Annotated in this window: 12 protein-coding genes; 11 read left to right on the plus strand and 1 reads right to left on the minus strand. The window is 43.2% G+C overall.

The window, feature by feature from the left end; translation table 11 throughout:
* The first annotated feature begins 19 nt into the window (after positions 1-19).
* The 11 genes from C5745_RS02890 to C5745_RS02940 all read left to right on the plus strand — a co-directional run bounded on the left by C5745_RS02890 (position 20) and on the right by C5745_RS02940 (position 12,655).
* The gene (locus C5745_RS02890) at positions 20-277 is read left to right on the plus strand and encodes a phosphopantetheine-binding protein (RefSeq protein WP_105715465.1); all 258 of its coding nucleotides are present in this window, start codon (positions 20-22) and stop codon (positions 275-277) included.
* Entirely contained in the window at positions 277-1,476 is a 1,200-nt protein-coding gene (locus tag C5745_RS02895) for a beta-ketoacyl-[acyl-carrier-protein] synthase family protein (protein WP_105715466.1), read from the plus strand. Before C5745_RS02890 ends, C5745_RS02895 begins: the two co-directional genes overlap by 1 nt.
* Positions 1,473-2,537: a beta-ketoacyl synthase N-terminal-like domain-containing protein gene (locus tag C5745_RS02900; RefSeq protein ID WP_165792998.1), complete on the plus strand. Its 1,065-nt coding sequence runs from the start codon at positions 1,473-1,475 to the stop codon at positions 2,535-2,537. The genes C5745_RS02895 and C5745_RS02900 overlap by 4 nt, the downstream gene beginning before the upstream one ends.
* A complete protein-coding gene (locus tag C5745_RS02905; RefSeq protein ID WP_105715468.1) occupies positions 2,531-3,304 on the plus strand; it encodes a polysaccharide deacetylase family protein in 774 nt (257 codons plus the stop codon). Before C5745_RS02900 ends, C5745_RS02905 begins: the two co-directional genes overlap by 7 nt.
* On the plus strand, positions 3,294-3,920 hold the full coding sequence (locus C5745_RS02910) for an outer membrane lipoprotein carrier protein LolA (RefSeq protein ID WP_165792999.1): 627 nt from the start codon (positions 3,294-3,296) through the stop codon (positions 3,918-3,920). Before C5745_RS02905 ends, C5745_RS02910 begins: the two co-directional genes overlap by 11 nt.
* Complete coding sequence (locus C5745_RS02915) at positions 3,898-4,527, plus strand: hypothetical protein (RefSeq protein WP_105715470.1); 630 nt, start codon at positions 3,898-3,900, stop codon at positions 4,525-4,527. Before C5745_RS02910 ends, C5745_RS02915 begins: the two co-directional genes overlap by 23 nt.
* A 10-nt stretch (positions 4,528-4,537) precedes the next feature.
* Positions 4,538-4,921, plus strand: coding sequence for a hotdog family protein (locus C5745_RS02920; protein WP_105715471.1), 384 nt, complete (start codon positions 4,538-4,540; stop codon positions 4,919-4,921).
* Between the two features lie 68 nt (positions 4,922-4,989).
* A complete protein-coding gene (locus C5745_RS02925) occupies positions 4,990-6,174 on the plus strand; it encodes a DUF2062 domain-containing protein (RefSeq protein ID WP_105715623.1) in 1,185 nt (394 codons plus the stop codon).
* Complete coding sequence (locus tag C5745_RS02930; RefSeq protein WP_105715472.1) at positions 6,174-9,824, plus strand: 1-acyl-sn-glycerol-3-phosphate acyltransferase; 3,651 nt, start codon at positions 6,174-6,176, stop codon at positions 9,822-9,824. The genes C5745_RS02925 and C5745_RS02930 overlap by 1 nt, the downstream gene beginning before the upstream one ends.
* A complete protein-coding gene (locus C5745_RS02935) occupies positions 9,776-11,341 on the plus strand; it encodes a phytoene desaturase family protein (RefSeq protein WP_165793000.1) in 1,566 nt (521 codons plus the stop codon). The genes C5745_RS02930 and C5745_RS02935 overlap by 49 nt, the downstream gene beginning before the upstream one ends.
* A 39-nt stretch (positions 11,342-11,380) precedes the next feature.
* Positions 11,381-12,655, plus strand: a complete 1,275-nt coding sequence (locus C5745_RS02940) for a phenylacetate--CoA ligase family protein (protein ID WP_105715474.1) — start codon at positions 11,381-11,383, stop codon at positions 12,653-12,655.
* Between the two features lie 459 nt (positions 12,656-13,114).
* Here C5745_RS02940 and C5745_RS02945 read toward each other — a convergent pair whose 3' ends face one another.
* On the minus strand, positions 13,115-15,991 hold the full coding sequence (locus C5745_RS02945; protein WP_105715475.1) for a DEAD/DEAH box helicase: 2,877 nt from the start codon (positions 15,989-15,991) through the stop codon (positions 13,115-13,117).
* Positions 15,992-16,128 lie beyond the last annotated feature (137 nt).

Raw genomic sequence — 16,128 nt, forward strand, 5'->3', positions numbered from 1 at the left:
TCTTTATTTTTAATATATAATGACGGCATTAAAAGAAGAGTTAAAAAGACAAATTATTGAAGTCCTCAATCTGGAAGATATTACGCCCGCTGATATCCAAGATGAAGAAGTGTTGTTTGGCGAAGGGCTAGGGTTAGACTCTATCGATGCATTGGAGCTGATTGTCTTAATGGATAAAACGTATGGAATTAAGCTGTCTGATCCGAAAAAAGGAAGAGACATTTTTCAATCTGTCGAAACGATGGCTGCTTATATATCGGAGAATAGAACGAAGTAATGACAGGCAGGGGAGTTGCGGTTACGGGGATAGGTATTATTTCTTCAATTGGTAATACTGTAGAAGAAAACCTGCAGACAATATTAGCGGGTAAACATGGTCTTTCCCGGATAGCAAACTTTCCCACACGTTTACAAGAATATATTTGGGTAGGCGAGATAAAACATAGCAACGAAGCGCTATCGGACAGTTTGGGGTTAACTTCACCTCACGCTTTTACAAGAACCGCCCTTTTGGGAGCTTGTGCTGTTCGCCAGGCGCTGGAATCAGCAAACGTGCAAGATGTTTGCGATTTGCGGACGGGATTGATATCATCGACCAGTGTCGGCGGTATGGATTATACGGAACGATATGGCATGACCTATCTTACGTCGTCCGAATGGCATCGTTATATCCCTTCGCATCCGGCGGGTGATTCTACGCATAAAATCGCCCAGTATATAGGAATAAAAGGTCTGGTTACCACTGTCAGCACGGCCTGTTCTTCCGCGGCAAATGCCATTATGATGGGGGCTCGTTTGATTCGTTCCGGACGTTTGGACCGCGTGATCGTTGGCGGAACGGATGGTCTGAGCAAGTTTACCGTCAACGGATTCCATGCCCTAATGATTTTAGCGGATGCCCCCTGTCAACCTTTCGACATGCACCGTAAAGGGCTTAATCTAGGAGAGGGGGCTGCATACCTTGTATTAGAATCTGAAGAAATTGTACAACGGGAGGGCAAAGGTGTATTGGCCTACTTGACAGGGTATGGCAATGCTAATGATGCCTTTCATCAAACCGCATCTTCGGAAAATGGAGAAGGGGCTTTTTTGGCGATGGAGAAAGCATTGGCGGTGGCGCAGTTAACACCGCACGCCATTGATTATGTCAATGCACATGGAACAGCAACACCAAACAATGATCTGTCAGAAGGACGAGCCATGCAGCGTATCTTTAAAAACACTGTCCCGCCATTTAGCTCAACGAAGCCTTTTACGGGGCATACATTAGCTGCGGCTGGCGCTATTGAAGCCGTATATAGTATATTAGCGTTGCAACAGGGTATTATACCAGCTAACCTTCATTTCGATACACCGATGGAAGAACTCGATTTGATTCCGGAAACGGAGACACAACACCAATCATTATCGCACGTGCTTTCTAACTCTTTCGGATTCGGTGGTAATTGTTCATCCCTTATTTTTTCAAAAGCGTGAAGAGAAGTGTATTCATAAACGGGATTGGTGCAGTAACTGCACAAGGCGTGTGGCGGCCGGAAATTTTTTCAGATGCACAGGTAATAGCGGACGCGATCACACCCGCTGACCAACCCTCGTATAAAGGACTTATTTCACCCGGGGTGATCCGCCGGATGTCGAGAGGAATGAAGATGGGCATTTACGCTGCGAAGCAAGCGTTAGAAGAAGCGTCCGTGACGATACCCGATGCCATTGTTACCGGAACAGGGCTAGGATGCTCCGAAGATTCCGATAAATTTCTCCGTAGTTTGTGGGAAAATGAGGAACAATTTCTCACGCCCACCTCTTTTATCCAGTCTACGCACAATACCGTTGCCGCGCAGATCGCGTTGCAATTACAATGTAAAGGATATAACGTAACCTACGTAAATGGAGCGATCTCTTTTGAATCGGCTTTGCTGGATACCCTGATGCTGTTGCAAATGGGCGAAGGGGACAATGTGCTGCTAGGAGGAGTAGATGAGGTCGCTGAACAGACCTATTCGTATTTGCAAGCTGGAGGGTATATAAAAGCAGGAAGTATCCATGAAACGGTGAAAACAAGTGTCTCTCCCGGTGTCAATTATGCAGAAGGGGCACATTTTTTTTCGATGGGTGGACATAAAATAGCTTCCTCGTACGGCGAAGTAGTGGATGTTGTTCTACAAAATGACTTAGAACCCTCAGAAGTGAGTTCCTTTTTACAAAGTTTTATTGCGACAAACGATTTACGACCTGATGATATGGATGCGGTCATCCTCGGCTATAATGGCGATGAGCAGGATGATCTGTTCTATTCAGCTATACAGCTGGAACTTCCAGCTGCAACCTCCTTGTATTATAAGCATCTGAGTGGTCAGTTTGATAGTTGTTCTGCTTTCGGTTTAGCGGCGGCGGCCTTTGTAATGAAATATCAGACCGTTCCGCCCGTTTTGTATTGGAACGAGAAAAACTATCCGAAAACAACTTGGAGAAATATCCTGTTATATAACCAGTATCAAGGTAAAGATCACGCTCTTGTTTTTGTTCGAGCATGTTAAAACACGCTATACTATATCCGTTGTTTCTGGTGGCAGGATGCATCGCCTCGCTTGTCGGAATCTTTGGTGGCTCTTTTATATGGTTTCTTGTTGTCTTGCTGTTGGCCATTGGGTTGACAACCTGGGGTGCATTTGATATCCGCCTGGGATATTTTACCCCTACTTTTTTCCGAAAGAAATATAATGCCGAAGGGCGGGTTGCTCTTACTTTTGACGATGGACCTTCGCTTCATACAACGGAAGTTTTACGATTATTGAAAGCTTATCAGTCTAAAGCTACTTTTTTCTGTATTGGAAAGCAGGTGTTGGCATACCCGCATATCGCAAAGCAGATCGTGGACGAAGGACATACCATCGGCAACCATACCTACGCTCATCCTAAAAGTTTTGGTTTTTTAAAAGAAAAGGATGTTGTTGCGGAGCTGGAACAGTGCAGTTCGATTATTTACCAAACAGTAGGCAAAACACCTAAACTATTTCGGCCTCCTTTCGGTGTGACTAATCCATCGGTAGCCAAAGGAGTCCAATATACCAAACAGCAGATCATCGGGTGGAGTAACCGCTCATTGGATACGGTGACGTTGCAAGAGGACAAAATATATGAACGGGTATGTAAGAAGCTCAAATCGGGGGATATCATACTTTTCCACGATACTTCACAGCGTACCGTCAATGTTCTAAAGCGATTATTGCCTTATTTACAGAAACAAGGATATATATCAGTTTCTGTGGATGATTTGTTAAATTTGCATGGATATGAAAAATAAACTGCTTTATTTTTTAGTGTTATGGTTGCCTTTCTGCGGATGGGCACAGCCTAGGGAAATGACTGCGAACGAGCGGGCTAGTTTCCAAAAGTCTTTGCAGCAGCTTGTGGAAATTAAAACCATATCGGCAGATTTTGTGCAGTACAAGCACCTAAGTTTTATGAAGAATCCGGTGGAATCGTCGGGGAAACTATATCTAGCACACCCTGATAAACTCAGTTGGGCATATACCGCGCCCTTTCAGTATAAAATGGTTTTCAAAGACAATAAGATCTATATCGATGACCAAGGTAAGAAACAAACTATTGATATGGGCAACAGTAAGCAGTTTCAAAAAATAAGTGCCTTGGTTTCGTCCAGCATGCGTGGAGGAAAATACGATGAAAAGGAATTTGCGGTTGCCTATTTAAAACAAGGCAAGGCCGATATGTTGCGTCTGACGCCGAAATTAGCTGGCGCGAAAAAATATATTAAGGAAATTGTGCTGTTATTTTCACCAACAGATAAGCACGTAGAGGAAGTCAAACTAGTGGAGCCCTCGGACGACTATACACGTTTTGTTATAAAGAATAGAAAAGTAAATGCAACGATTGATGAGTCGATTTTTAACCTGTAATTTTTTCCTGCTGTTCTTTTTTGTTTCCTGTGGCACCTATCAATACCCGAATGCCTCTGGGATACGTGGGTCAGCGCCAAAGGAATTAAATAATTATTATATCGATACCGCCCAGACCTTAGTGTATCGCGCGAAACTAGATGCTTTTAAGAAGCATATTAATGGGAGCTTATTAGTGAAAACACTAGGTCGGAATGAACACCGTGTTGCATTGGTGAGTGACTTTGGGCAAACGTTGTTTGATGTCAGTGTCTTGCCAGATGGATATGAATTACATTATGCGATGCACGACTTAAATAGACGCATGATTGTAAAAGAGGTTGTTAATATTTTTCGCACGATGACCGAACAGCGCTACGCGACATCGGCCGTGATGTTTGCAAATCAACAGCATTATTACCCCGTATATGTGGTCGACAATTGCTATTATGTGATAAAGGAACGTAGGGTGGAACGCATTCAACAGATTAAAGGAGCTAAAGAGCACTTAACTATTCTGTACAGTGAGTGGAGTGAGGAGGATATGCCGACGAGCATAGTGGCAGAACATAAAAAGTTTCCTTTAACAATAGCTCTTACTTTAGATGTAGACCAATCTACCTTTTAAAAAGAATGATATGACTTTGTTGCCGGATTTTTATCATGTACAGCATATCACGTCTTTATCAGATAATAGATACATTGCGGAGATATCTTTGAATCCTGCTCATCCGATATTCGATGGCCATTTTCCGGATAATCCGGTTGCTCCGGGAGTATGTATGATGCAGATTTTGAAAGAGTTGATGGAAGAGATCGTACAAAAAACACTATTTTTAGTATACGCGTCAAGTGTTAAGTTTACCGCTCTAATCAACCCTAATGAAAATCCAGTTCTGCATTTCGAATTTGAAATCTCGTATGATGAGCAGGAACAGGTGAGAGTAAAGAGTATAATGACCTTTGCGGATACCATTGCATTGAAATTAGCGGTTACGTATAGGGCTTCTCTTTCCCGGTGAAAAAGAAGATAAAAATCATTATTTTTGCCCGTGATGTATAAACGTGATTCATCACGTTAAACTTGAAAATGGTTGAACGCGAGACGATAGCAGGAGAAATAAAACGTTTGGGCATTGTTGTTATTATACCGACGTATAATAATGAAAAAACCTTAAAACGGGTATTGGATGGTGTGCTCCTATACACCACTGATGTCATTGTGGTCAACGACGGATCTACCGACACGACAGCAACGATCTTAAAGCAATATTCACAAATAGACGTCATCACATCCGCGCGTAATCAAGGAAAAGGGATGGCCCTGCGAAGGGGAATAAAGCGGGCGAGATTTCGACGTTATCAGTATGCGATCACCATTGATTCCGACGGTCAGCACTATCCGTCTGATATTCCGGTGTTTGTGAACGCTATTACAAAAGCAAGCCATCCGGTCTTGCTAATCGGAAGCCGTAACATGAATCAGGATGCGGTACCGCGAAAGAGCAGTTTTGGCAACAAATTCTCGAATTTTTGGTATTGGTTTGAAACAGGAATTAAGCTGACTGATACGCAATCGGGGTTCCGGGCGTATCCGCTAGCGGCGATATCCCAAAAATATTATACCCGTAAGTTTGAGTTTGAGATTGAAATCATAGTCCGTGCTGCTTGGCGTGGCGTTGACGTACAGAATATTCCTATTCGTGTGCTGTACGACCCCCAAGAGCGTGTATCCCATTTTCGTCCATTTAAAGATTTTACACGTATCAGCATCTTAAACACGGTGTTGGTTTTTTTAACGTTTTTCTATATCCTGCCGCGCAATTTTTTTTGGAGCTTCAAAAAAAAAAGATGGTCTGACTTCGTTAAGGAAAATATATTGGGCAGTACCGATTCCCCTGTAAAGAAGGCCTTATCTATCGGTTTAGGCGTTTTTATGGGGATTGCGCCGTTTTGGGGGTTTCAGACGGCGATTACGATTACGTTAGCCGTTTTCCTGCGCTTGAACAAAGTACTCGCTTTCGTTTTCTCCAATATTAGCTTCGCTCCGCTGATTCCATTGGTGATATACGCTTCATTAGTAGTGGGTAGCCTTGTGTACCCGTCTTCTACTACTGTTCAACTTGACAGGGTATCATTGGAAACCGTTAAATCACACATTTGGCAATATATTATAGGCAGTTTTATACTTGCTGGTGTAATGGCAGTGTTGATTGGTTCTTTCAGTTATTTTTTTATCAAACTATATAGGCAAAAACCGGTTTCCGTTCATTAATGGAGAAGATTTTCTATCATATCTATGTTCGGACACAGCGAAACAAGCTGCTCGCTGCTTTTATGGCGTTACTGTTTCTGGCGAGCTGTGGGCTCATAGCTTCCAAGCTTCGTTTTGAAGAAGATATTACCAAGGTTATTCCCAAAAACGAGCAGACAGATGAGTTTTCAAAAGCACTAAGCCAAATTCGTTTCGCAGACAAAATCGCGGTTTTGATCGAAAGGGACGGAGAAACCGAAGTGAGTGCTCTAACGGCGGCTGCGGATGCGTTTCTAGACTCTATTGAAGCAGATAGCCTTTATATTCGTGAAGTTACGGGCAAGATCGAACAAGACGAGATGGAAGGTGTGTATGATTTTGTCTATCAAAATCTCCCACTTTTTTTAGATGCAGGAGATTATCGGACGATAACGAAACGGCTAGAACTGGATTCTATTTCGGAGCGGGTATCCCAAAATTATCGCACGTTGATTTCGCCGACCGGCCTTGTTATGCGAACCTTTATCCAAAAAGACCCTTTGGGGTTGGCGCTTTTAGGTTTGCAGAAGATGCGACAGCATGCGGTAGGCGAGAATTTTAGGCTTTACGATGGATTTATAACGACTACGGACACAAGCCAACTTTTGCTTTTTTTGGACCCGACGTTTCCAAGCGCGGATACGGAACACAATACGCTGCTCGTAGAACATCTTTACCGTTTGCGAGCGCAGTTACAGCAGCGTGCTGAGCAGAAAGTCACCATTTCTTATTATGGAGCGGCTTTTATTGCGGTAGCGAATGCCCAGCAGATAAAGACAGACATTTTAACGACGGTGCTGATTTCGATGTCAGTACTCATGGTGTTGCTTATCTTTTTCTATCGCAGCATATACATTCCCCTATTGGTTTTTGTACCTACTATTTTCGCCGCTTTGTTCGGGATGGCTTGCCTTTATCTTTACAAACCGGTGATTTCGGCGATCTCGCTCAGCGTTGCCGCGGTTTTGATCGGTATAACCGTCGATTACACACTGCATATCCTGACGCACCATAAAAGATCAGGTAATGTCCGCCAACTTTATCGTGAACTGACGCGTCCCTTGTTGATGAGCGGAGCCACTAATGCGGTGGTATTTTTGTGCCTATTGTTTGTGCATTCAGAGGCGCTGATTGATCTGGGTATCTTCGCGTCGATAAGCGTTTTTTCCTCAGCTGTTTTGACATTGCTTATTGTTCCACACCTTTATCGCCCGAAACGAGACCTTCGTCATAATTCGGTACTGGACAAATTAGCTGCATTTCCGTTTGAACGAAGCAAGATATTGATTGCTATTTGTCTGATTATTTTGGTGCTAAGCTGCTTCACAAGCGGACGAGTGGGCTATAACAATGATCTTGCTGATCTCAATTTTGTGCCGACAGCATTGCGGCAGGTGGAGCATAAGTTGGATAAGCTCACGAATGCATCTTCGAAATCTGTTTATTTGGTGTCTACTGGAAAAACCTTTGAAGACGTGGCACAAAAAAGCGATCGTTTAGCCGCGTATCTGCTTGGAGCCAAAGCAAAAAATGAAATCGTGGATTACCAAGGTTTACCGATAATACCCCTATCAACAACTTTACAGCAAGAGAAAATTGGCGCATGGAATAAGTTCTGGGATAGTCAACACACGGATGAGCTGATCTCCCGGCTACAAAAGGAAGGAGAAAAATATGGATTTGAAGCGGAAACGCACACCGATTTTTATGCGTTATTAACGGAACGACCGCAACCATTAGCATGGCATGATCTCCAATCGCAACGTGCGTTACGATTATCGGATTTTGTGGCCGAGCGAGATGGGTTCTTTACCGTGTCTATTTTGGTGAAACTGGATGACGCTAAGCGTGAAGCTTTCGTCCAGACTATGGATGCGAACCAAGACGTCTTCATTATTGACCGGCAACAGCTGAACGAAACGTTTTTAGGACAACTGCGCGATGATTTCGGCAGTTTGGTGAGCTATTCGTTCTTCGCGGTTTTGTTTATACTTTGGGTGTTTTTTCGTCGCTTGGAGTTGGTTTTGTTGAGCGCGATTCCAATCGGTCTTACAGGATTGGTTACCGCAGGGCTCATGGGTCTTTTCGGGTTGGAGCTAAATATATTTAGTGCGATCGTGTGTACCTTGGTTTTTGGACACGGGGTGGATTTTAGCATATTTATGACAGCCGCCTTGCAGAAACAGTATAGCACAGGCAAGGATACATTGCAAACGTATCGCACATCGATATTGTTGGCGGTATTGACTACGGTACTGGCAATTGGCGCACTGGTGTTTGCTAAACACCCCGCGTTGTTGTCCATTGCATCCGTATCTTTGATTGGTGTGTTTGCCGCCGTCATCATTACCTTCGTATTCTACCCGATCTTGTTTCATTTCTTTATTTCAAATCGCGCGAAGCGAGGAAAATCTCCCTTTACGATAACCATCCTTTTATTGTCTTTGTTGTTTTTTGCTTATTATGGCATAGGGAGTTTACTGGTTTCTTTTTTCGGACGGGTGTTACTGGCTGTTTTACCGTTATCGAAGGAAAAGAAAGACCTACTTTTTAGGAAAACAATGGCTGCGTTTATGAAATCCGTGCTATATCTTCATCCGCAGACAAAGCATAAGACGATAAATTTGCATGGCGAAACATTCGACAAACCCGCCATCATTATTGCGAACCATAGTTCATTTCTCGACACGTTATCGCTCGGTATGCTTGTTCCGAAAGGCATTTTTCTGGTAAACGATTGGGTCTGGAATTCCCCTCTTTTTGGCCGAGCGGTAAAGGCATTAGGGTTTTATCCCGTCAGTCAAGGATTGGACAACGGGGTAGATGTACTTCGAGAGAAAGTTGCACAGGGTTATTCGTTGATTGTGTTTCCTGAGGGTACCCGTTCCTACGACAATGTCGTGAAACGTTTTCATAAAGGCGCCTTTTATCTTGCGGAACAATTGCGGCTGGATGTCCTACCTATCTATCTGCTGGGCAATGGCGATGTATTGCCCAAAGGTGATGTACTTATTTTTGGAGGCGCCACGACGCAGGTTATCGGAGAGCGCATTCGTTTGGATGATCCCGTTTTTGGTGAGGGGTATCTGGAGCGTACTAAGCGGGTGATGCGGCACTTTCGAAAAACGTATAGCAGGTATCGGCGACAAGAGGAAGATATGCTGTATTTTCGAGCGAAAATACAACTGGCCTATTATTATAAAGATGAAGATATCGTGGCGGATGTCAAGAAAAACCTAACGCAAGGTCTCCGCTATTACCACGAGCTGAATCCGTACCTCGGCGAGGAGGTTCACGTGGCACACCTTTCGCACACTTATGGCGAATTTGACTATCTGTTGTCCTTACAAAGTGGAAACCGGAAAGTGCTGGGGGTCATTGTAGATGATGAAAAGCGTGCGGTAGCGGAAAGTATTTACTGGAGAAAACAGCGCCAAGTACGCTTTGTTTCAGCGCTGGATGTTTCTTGTCCGATATTGATTATCCATCCGTCCGTTGAATTCAGGTGCCTGCCGAGTTCATTTTTGGAGGACTTTGAAGAAATCTATATTTTTGAGAGAGCGCAGCGATTACTGACTTTAGGATGGAAGGAAGAGGAGTTGTCTGCTACCCTAATTTGCTATACCAAATGACCGGAGGAACACATAAACAATACGATGTCGTTATCGTGGGGAGCGGACTGGGCGGCTTGGTATCAGCAGTTATACTGGCAAAGGAAGGGCTACGTGTTTGCGTGTTGGAAAAAAACAATCAGTTTGGTGGGAATTTGCAGACGTTTTCCCGCAATAAGAAAGTGTTCGATACAGGGGTGCATTATATTGGGAGTCTGGGGGATGGACAGAATTTATACCGTTATTTTTCCTATGTGGGGATTATGTCTCATCTTCGGCTAGAACCTATGCCTACGGTTTTCGACCAGATTTGTTTTGGTGACGAGAAAGTTTGTTATCCCATTGCACAGGGCTATGATGCCTTTGTAGATTATTTGTCGGCGTATTTCCCGACCGAACGTTCAGCATTGATAAAATATATTGCTGATTTACAGTATACCTGTAAGGCGTTCCCATTATATTGTGTGGAAGATGGAGAGGGTTATGCACCGGAAGTTATAAGCCTAAGTGTCAAGGATTATTTTACAGGGTTAACGGACAATGAACGTTTGCGTGCGGTATTGGTTGGGAATAATTTCCTATACGCGGGCGAAGATGATAAAACGCCCTTTTATGTCCATGCACTCGCCGTCAATTCTTATATCCAAAGTGCTTATAGATGCGTACTTGGGGGTAGTCAAATCAGTAAATTACTGATTCGTGAACTGCGGAAATTAGGCGGGGAGGCATACAAACGTGAAGAAGTAACGAAACTAGAAGTCGAGGGTGGAAAGATCTACAGTGCGCTAACAAACAATGGAAATCAAGTGAGGGGCGATTTGTTTGTAATGAATACAGACCCTAAAAGAGCGTTGCAATTAGTTGGAAAGGAACATTTTCGAAAGGCTTTTTATGACCGCATCCAAGCATTATCGGTAACGACCTCTTCGTTTAGTTTACATGGTATTTTGCAACCAGCAAAGGTACAGTATAAAGGCCACAACATTTACTGGCACCAAAATGCAAATTCCGTTTGGCACGCAGCAACTTACCAAAAAGATGATTGGGCAAATATGTTTATGCTATCTATGACGGAGGACTCGCGACATCCTGGTTATGCAGATACCTTTACGGTGCTAACGTATATGCATTTTGATGAGGTGGAGGCTTGGGAAGATACGATGAATACGGTAATCCATCCAGAAGGCAGGGGCGCGGCATATGAAAGTTTTAAAGCAGCTAAAACGGAACAGTTATTGGAGAAGATGAAGCGGTATTTTCCGGAGTTGGTGGAGGCCGTCAATCGGACATATGTATCGACTCCCTTATCCTATCGAGATTACATTGGCATGCACCGGGGTAATTTGTATGGCCATATAAAGGATGCCAGGGACCCCTTAAAGACGTTTGTCGCGCCGAAGACGAAGATAGAAAATCTATATCTTACAGGGCATGGGATATATATGCACGGTATTTTGGGGGTCACGGTGGGTGCCATAGCGACCTGTTCCGAAATATTGGGGAAATCGTATTTATTAGAGAAGATTCGTGGGGCATGATCTGCATTAGGGGCCATACTTTGTACTAAATACTTAAAAATGGAAAGACAATCGCCGGAAGAAATTAAGGCTTATCAAGAAGAACTTTTACGCAGGCAGTTGCTATATATCCAGGAACATTCACCTTACTACAGGCGCTTGTTTGAGCGGCATGCTATTGAAGTGGCCGAGATACAGACGCTTGGAGATTTAGTGCATATACCAACAACGAGTAAAGACGACATTCAAGCGTGTAATGAGGATTTCTCCTGTGTCGGACGCGAAGAAATTATAGATTATTGTTCGACATCGGGAACTTTAGGCAAACCGGTAACGTTTGGACTTACGGAAAAAGACTTGGAGCGTTTAGCGTATAATGAGATGCGTTCGTTTCAGACGATTGGTGTAAAACCAGGTGATGTGGTCCAATTGATGACCACGATGGACAGGCGGTTTATGGCTGGCCTAGCGTACTTTCTCGGTCTACGAAAGCTTGAAGCGGGTATTTTGCGTGTGGGTTCGGGAATTCCACAATTACAATGGGATGTTATTTTAAAGCATAGGCCTCGGTTTCTGATTGCCGTACCGTCTTTTTTATTAAAGCTGATAGAATATGCTGAACAACATAACATTGATTATTGCAACGCGGGTATAGAGGCGGTGTTGTGTATAGGGGAGTCGTTACGGGACGCCTCCCTAAACGATTCCGTGCTCACGAGACGTATACGTGAAAAGTGGCCATTGAAACTGTATTCCACGTATGCTTCTACAGAAATGGGAGCGGCGTTCACCGAATGTGAAGCTTTTCAAGGCGGACATTTACACGAGGATCTTATTATCGCCGAAGTATTAGACGAGGACGAACGACCTGTGCCCGATGGCGAAAGTGGCGAGCTCGTTGTCACAACCTTAGGTGTGCAGGGTGTGCCGCTGTTGCGATTTAAAACAGGTGACATTGTCCGAAAACACGTTGCTCCTTGCGTTTGTGGGCGTAATACCTATCGCATTGGCCCTGTAGAAGGAAGAAAACAGCAAATGGTAAAATACAAGGGGACGACTTTGTATCCGCCTGCACTGCATGACCTACTTGCCGGCTTTGCCGAGATTGAACACCACGTCATTGAAATATCGCATAACGACATAGGAACGGATGAAATCGTCATCTATATCAGTACAAAAGAGACTGCAGCAGAATTTCTGTCGCAGATTAAAGATCGTTTTCGAGCAAAACTACGGGTGACACCCCGTGTAGAAAGGCGGTCGTCGGAAGAGTTACAACGCGTTATTTTTAATCCTTTGAGCCGGAAGCCGGTTACTTTTATTGATAAGAGATAGTTTTTTGTTTCTTTTTTTACCTCAAAAAAAGAAACAAAAAAAGTCGTCGCTTCAAATCTTTGAGGATAGGGGTAGTACTAAGAATGAGTTTCTACAAGCCTCAAAAATTTGGATGCGACATGCTGTCTTAAGGAGGGGATAGTACAATGCTGTACAGTTGAGTTGAAGGCTTGGTCGCAACTTGATTTAGACAACGATGCGACCTTTAGGGCTAAGAGAAGCTTAGGGCATTGCGTAGATAGAAGCGATCATTGATTGATTGCGATCACGTGGGTTGAGACGACATAGCATTGTTCCGCGGCCAGCTTTACGCAGACTATTCCGTAAAAACAGCATGTTGTTTGACCGGAGGGAGTTTCATGCTGTTTAGGAATAGACAAGTAAAGGTAGCGGAACCCTGCAAGTCTTGACTTTTTTTTGCTTCGTTTTTTTGTGTCAAGACAAAAAAATGAAGAGAAACTACCGTAACAACTCTTGTATATCTTCCGTGGATAACGATTTGATGAAACTTTCTTCGGTGGTAATAAGTGCAGAGGACAGTGCTTTCTTTTGACTTTGCAGTGCTATGATCTTTTCCTCTACGGTATCCTTACTAATGAACTTGTAGATAAATACATTTTTCGTTTGTCCGATACGGTGTGAACGGTCTATGGCTTGTTGTTCTACTGCCGGATTCCACCATGGGTCTAAGATAAACACGTAGTCAGCTTCGGTAAGGTTAAGGCCTACACCCCCCGCTTTAATAGAGATTAAGAAAATCTGTGTGTCTTCCCGTTCTTTAAACATATTAACCGCGTCCGATCGTTTTTTTGTATTCCCGTCCAAATAGGCATAGGGTATTTTTTTACGTTCGAACTCGTGGCGGAACAATTGCAAATGCTTTACGAATTGGGAAAAGATAAGCACTTTGTGCTGCTCCGCGATGATCGACTGTAACATTTCCATAACCGTATCGAATTTACCGGAAGAAAAGTCATCGTTCTCTTCCACCATTGTCGGGTGGTTTGCGATTTGCCTGAGTTTTGTGAGACCCTGTAATAGCATAATCTGGTTACCATGCCCGTTCTGTTGCAATTGGTTGTCCAACAAGGCATTCCGGTATTCCGACTTGATGCGCTCATATAACTTCGTCTGTTCCTCCGTCATTTCACAATAAATAGTCTGCTCTGTTTTAGGAGGAAGTTCTTTGGCAACTTGATCTTTGGTACGGCGGAGAATGAAGGGCTTGATAATCGCTTGTAAACGAGCCGCTTTTTCTTCGTCTTTCTTTTTTTCGATGGGTACGACGAATTCTTTCTGAAAATAGCTGTACGAGCCGAGTAAACCGGGGTTCGCGAAATGCATTTGTGACCATATATCTGCCACAGAATTCTCTATTGGGGTGCCACTCAGCGCCAATTTATACTTACTTTTTAAACCTTTAATGGCCTTAAATGATTTTGAAGTGGGATTTTTGATATGTTGACTTTCATCTAGGATGATGTAGTTGAAGAAAAATTTGCTTAAAAGCTCCGCGTCGCTGCGTACAATCCCATAAGTTGTTATGACTAAATCAAAATGGGAAAAGCCAAAAGCATCTTTCAACCGGCTGGAACCCGTATGGAGATGAATCCGAAGTCCGGGTGCGAATTTTTCTGCTTCTTTCTGCCAGTTATATAGGAGTGATGTCGGCAGTATCAGAAGCGATGTTTTTGTATGATCTGTTCCTTTTAGATGCTCTTTCTGCTGTTGTAGCAAAGCGAGTGTCTGTACAGTTTTTCCTAATCCCATATCGTCAGCAAGGCATCCGCCAAACTTATATTCTTGGAGAAAGTGAAACCAATTGTATCCAGCTCGTTGATAAGGACGAAGATTGCCTAGAAATCCTGTTGGGATAGGTGCTTCATTAATGCTGTCGAAGTTTAATAATTGTTCCAGCTTGCGGTGAAAGGAACGCTCGGTGTGTTCCGATATTTCGTATAATAACCCAATATGAGTTTTATTCAGCTTTAAGCTATGCTTGTCGGCGGTAAAAAGGAACAAGTGTTCATATTGGGAAAACCATTCCTCTGGGATAATCGCGATTTCCCCATTTGGCAATGTAAATTCCTTAATCTTGTTTAGGATATGCTCCCGCAGTGTTATAAATGGAATTTCATAGGGGCCAAAATGAGCTACTGCTTGTATGTCAAACCAATCATTACCCTCTTCTATGGTCATTTCTAGTGAGGTTTTGCCGATGAAGATACGACGGTCGCCTTTTGCTTGCGTGATAGCAAACCCTTTTTCCACAAGTGCGGACTGGTTCCTATTTAGCCAATCAACAATAGATTCATGTTCCACTTCGAGTATATAGTTGGCAAATAGCAAATCTCTCTTACGGAGCCCTAGCTCTTCTAAGTAAAGACCTTGTTTCTTCTCCCAGGACAATGAGCGCTTTATGCGATGAAAAACATAATCATCTGTTTTTTCATCGTAAGCTAACCGTACGGTAACAGGGTGGTCTGTACTCCCCGAGAATTCATAAGGACCGTAAGCAAAAGACAGCTGTAAAAAGGATTGGCCGTTGGGAACATAAAACAGCTTAACAACAGGGGTCGCATTTTCCCTATGCGTCTTGATGTCAAAACCCTCGGCATAAACATGATATTTTTCTATCAGCCCGGTTACAAAAGACTCAAAGTATCGTTTTTCGGTATTACGTGCCACGCTGATGTAGCGTTTGTTCAGAAACGGACTTAGTTTTTTACCATCGATGTCTTGTTCGAAGTAATAAAGCGTATTTTCCAGTAACAACCAGGCTTCTCTATTTACCACGACTTGTGCACCTTTATACATAAAGTCCAGTCGATGACCTTTGTATTTTAACGTGGGAAAATAGCGTGTCTCTGTCTCGTTACGACGGAAGTGAAATAGGATAGATGTAGATTCGTCGGCAATATGTATCTGCTTATCGGCAGGATAACCGTCTTTACTCATTAAAAAAAGGGGTTTTCCGCGCAATTGCTTTAATGCGGTAACCATTTTTTGTTCGATCCTGGGACGGATTCTATCATAAGTTTTATCATCGAAAACTTTGCCAAAAAAATCAACAGGACGTATGGCCTTTTTGTTGAATATCTTGATAATGTGTGTCTGCTCGATCTCGTCTAGCAGCTTAACAAGGTGATCGTCGGTTTCGTCTAATGCGGGAGCAAAATCACCAATAGTATTTGTAAAAATACGTTTATAGCTCAACGAATAAGACCCATTAGCGTTCAGTTGAACGATGTGTGGTTCTATCAGATAACCTAAATAGGGGTGCTGTCCTAAAGAGTATATTAACTTGAATGGTAATTTGCTATCGACCTGTTGCATTAAAAAATCCTGGAGCTTTCTAAAAAAGGCTCTAATATAAGGATTTTATTGTTCTTTTCCCCGTGAAAAGAACCAAAACCTCGTGGCTTCGGATATTTGAGATCGAAGATAGTGCTAAGGATGAATTTCTACATACC

The sequence above is a fragment of the Sphingobacterium haloxyli genome, assembly GCF_002980525.1.
GTDB lineage: Bacteria > Bacteroidota > Bacteroidia > Sphingobacteriales > Sphingobacteriaceae > Sphingobacterium > Sphingobacterium haloxyli.

What these genes read in the sequence shown, in the direction of transcription:
- C5745_RS02890 (WP_105715465.1), top strand. Translation starts at nt 20, where the DNA reads ATGACGGCATTAAAAGAAGAGTTAAAAAGACAAATTATTGAAGTCCTC.
- C5745_RS02895 (WP_105715466.1), top strand. Translation starts at nt 277, where the DNA reads ATGACAGGCAGGGGAGTTGCGGTTACGGGGATAGGTATTATTTCTTCA.
- C5745_RS02905 (WP_105715468.1), top strand. Translation starts at nt 2,531, where the DNA reads ATGTTAAAACACGCTATACTATATCCGTTGTTTCTGGTGGCAGGATGC.
- C5745_RS02910 (WP_165792999.1), top strand. Translation starts at nt 3,294, where the DNA reads ATGAAAAATAAACTGCTTTATTTTTTAGTGTTATGGTTGCCTTTCTGC.
- C5745_RS02915 (WP_105715470.1), top strand. Translation starts at nt 3,898, where the DNA reads ATGAGTCGATTTTTAACCTGTAATTTTTTCCTGCTGTTCTTTTTTGTT.
- C5745_RS02920 (WP_105715471.1), top strand. Translation starts at nt 4,538, where the DNA reads ATGACTTTGTTGCCGGATTTTTATCATGTACAGCATATCACGTCTTTA.
- C5745_RS02925 (WP_105715623.1), top strand. Translation starts at nt 4,990, where the DNA reads ATGGTTGAACGCGAGACGATAGCAGGAGAAATAAAACGTTTGGGCATT.
- C5745_RS02930 (WP_105715472.1), top strand. Translation starts at nt 6,174, where the DNA reads ATGGAGAAGATTTTCTATCATATCTATGTTCGGACACAGCGAAACAAG.
- C5745_RS02935 (WP_165793000.1), top strand. Translation starts at nt 9,776, where the DNA reads ATGGAAGGAAGAGGAGTTGTCTGCTACCCTAATTTGCTATACCAAATG.
- C5745_RS02940 (WP_105715474.1), top strand. Translation starts at nt 11,381, where the DNA reads ATGGAAAGACAATCGCCGGAAGAAATTAAGGCTTATCAAGAAGAACTT.
- C5745_RS02945 (WP_105715475.1), bottom strand. Translation starts at nt 15,991, where the DNA reads ATGCAACAGGTCGATAGCAAATTACCATTCAAGTTAATATACTCTTTA.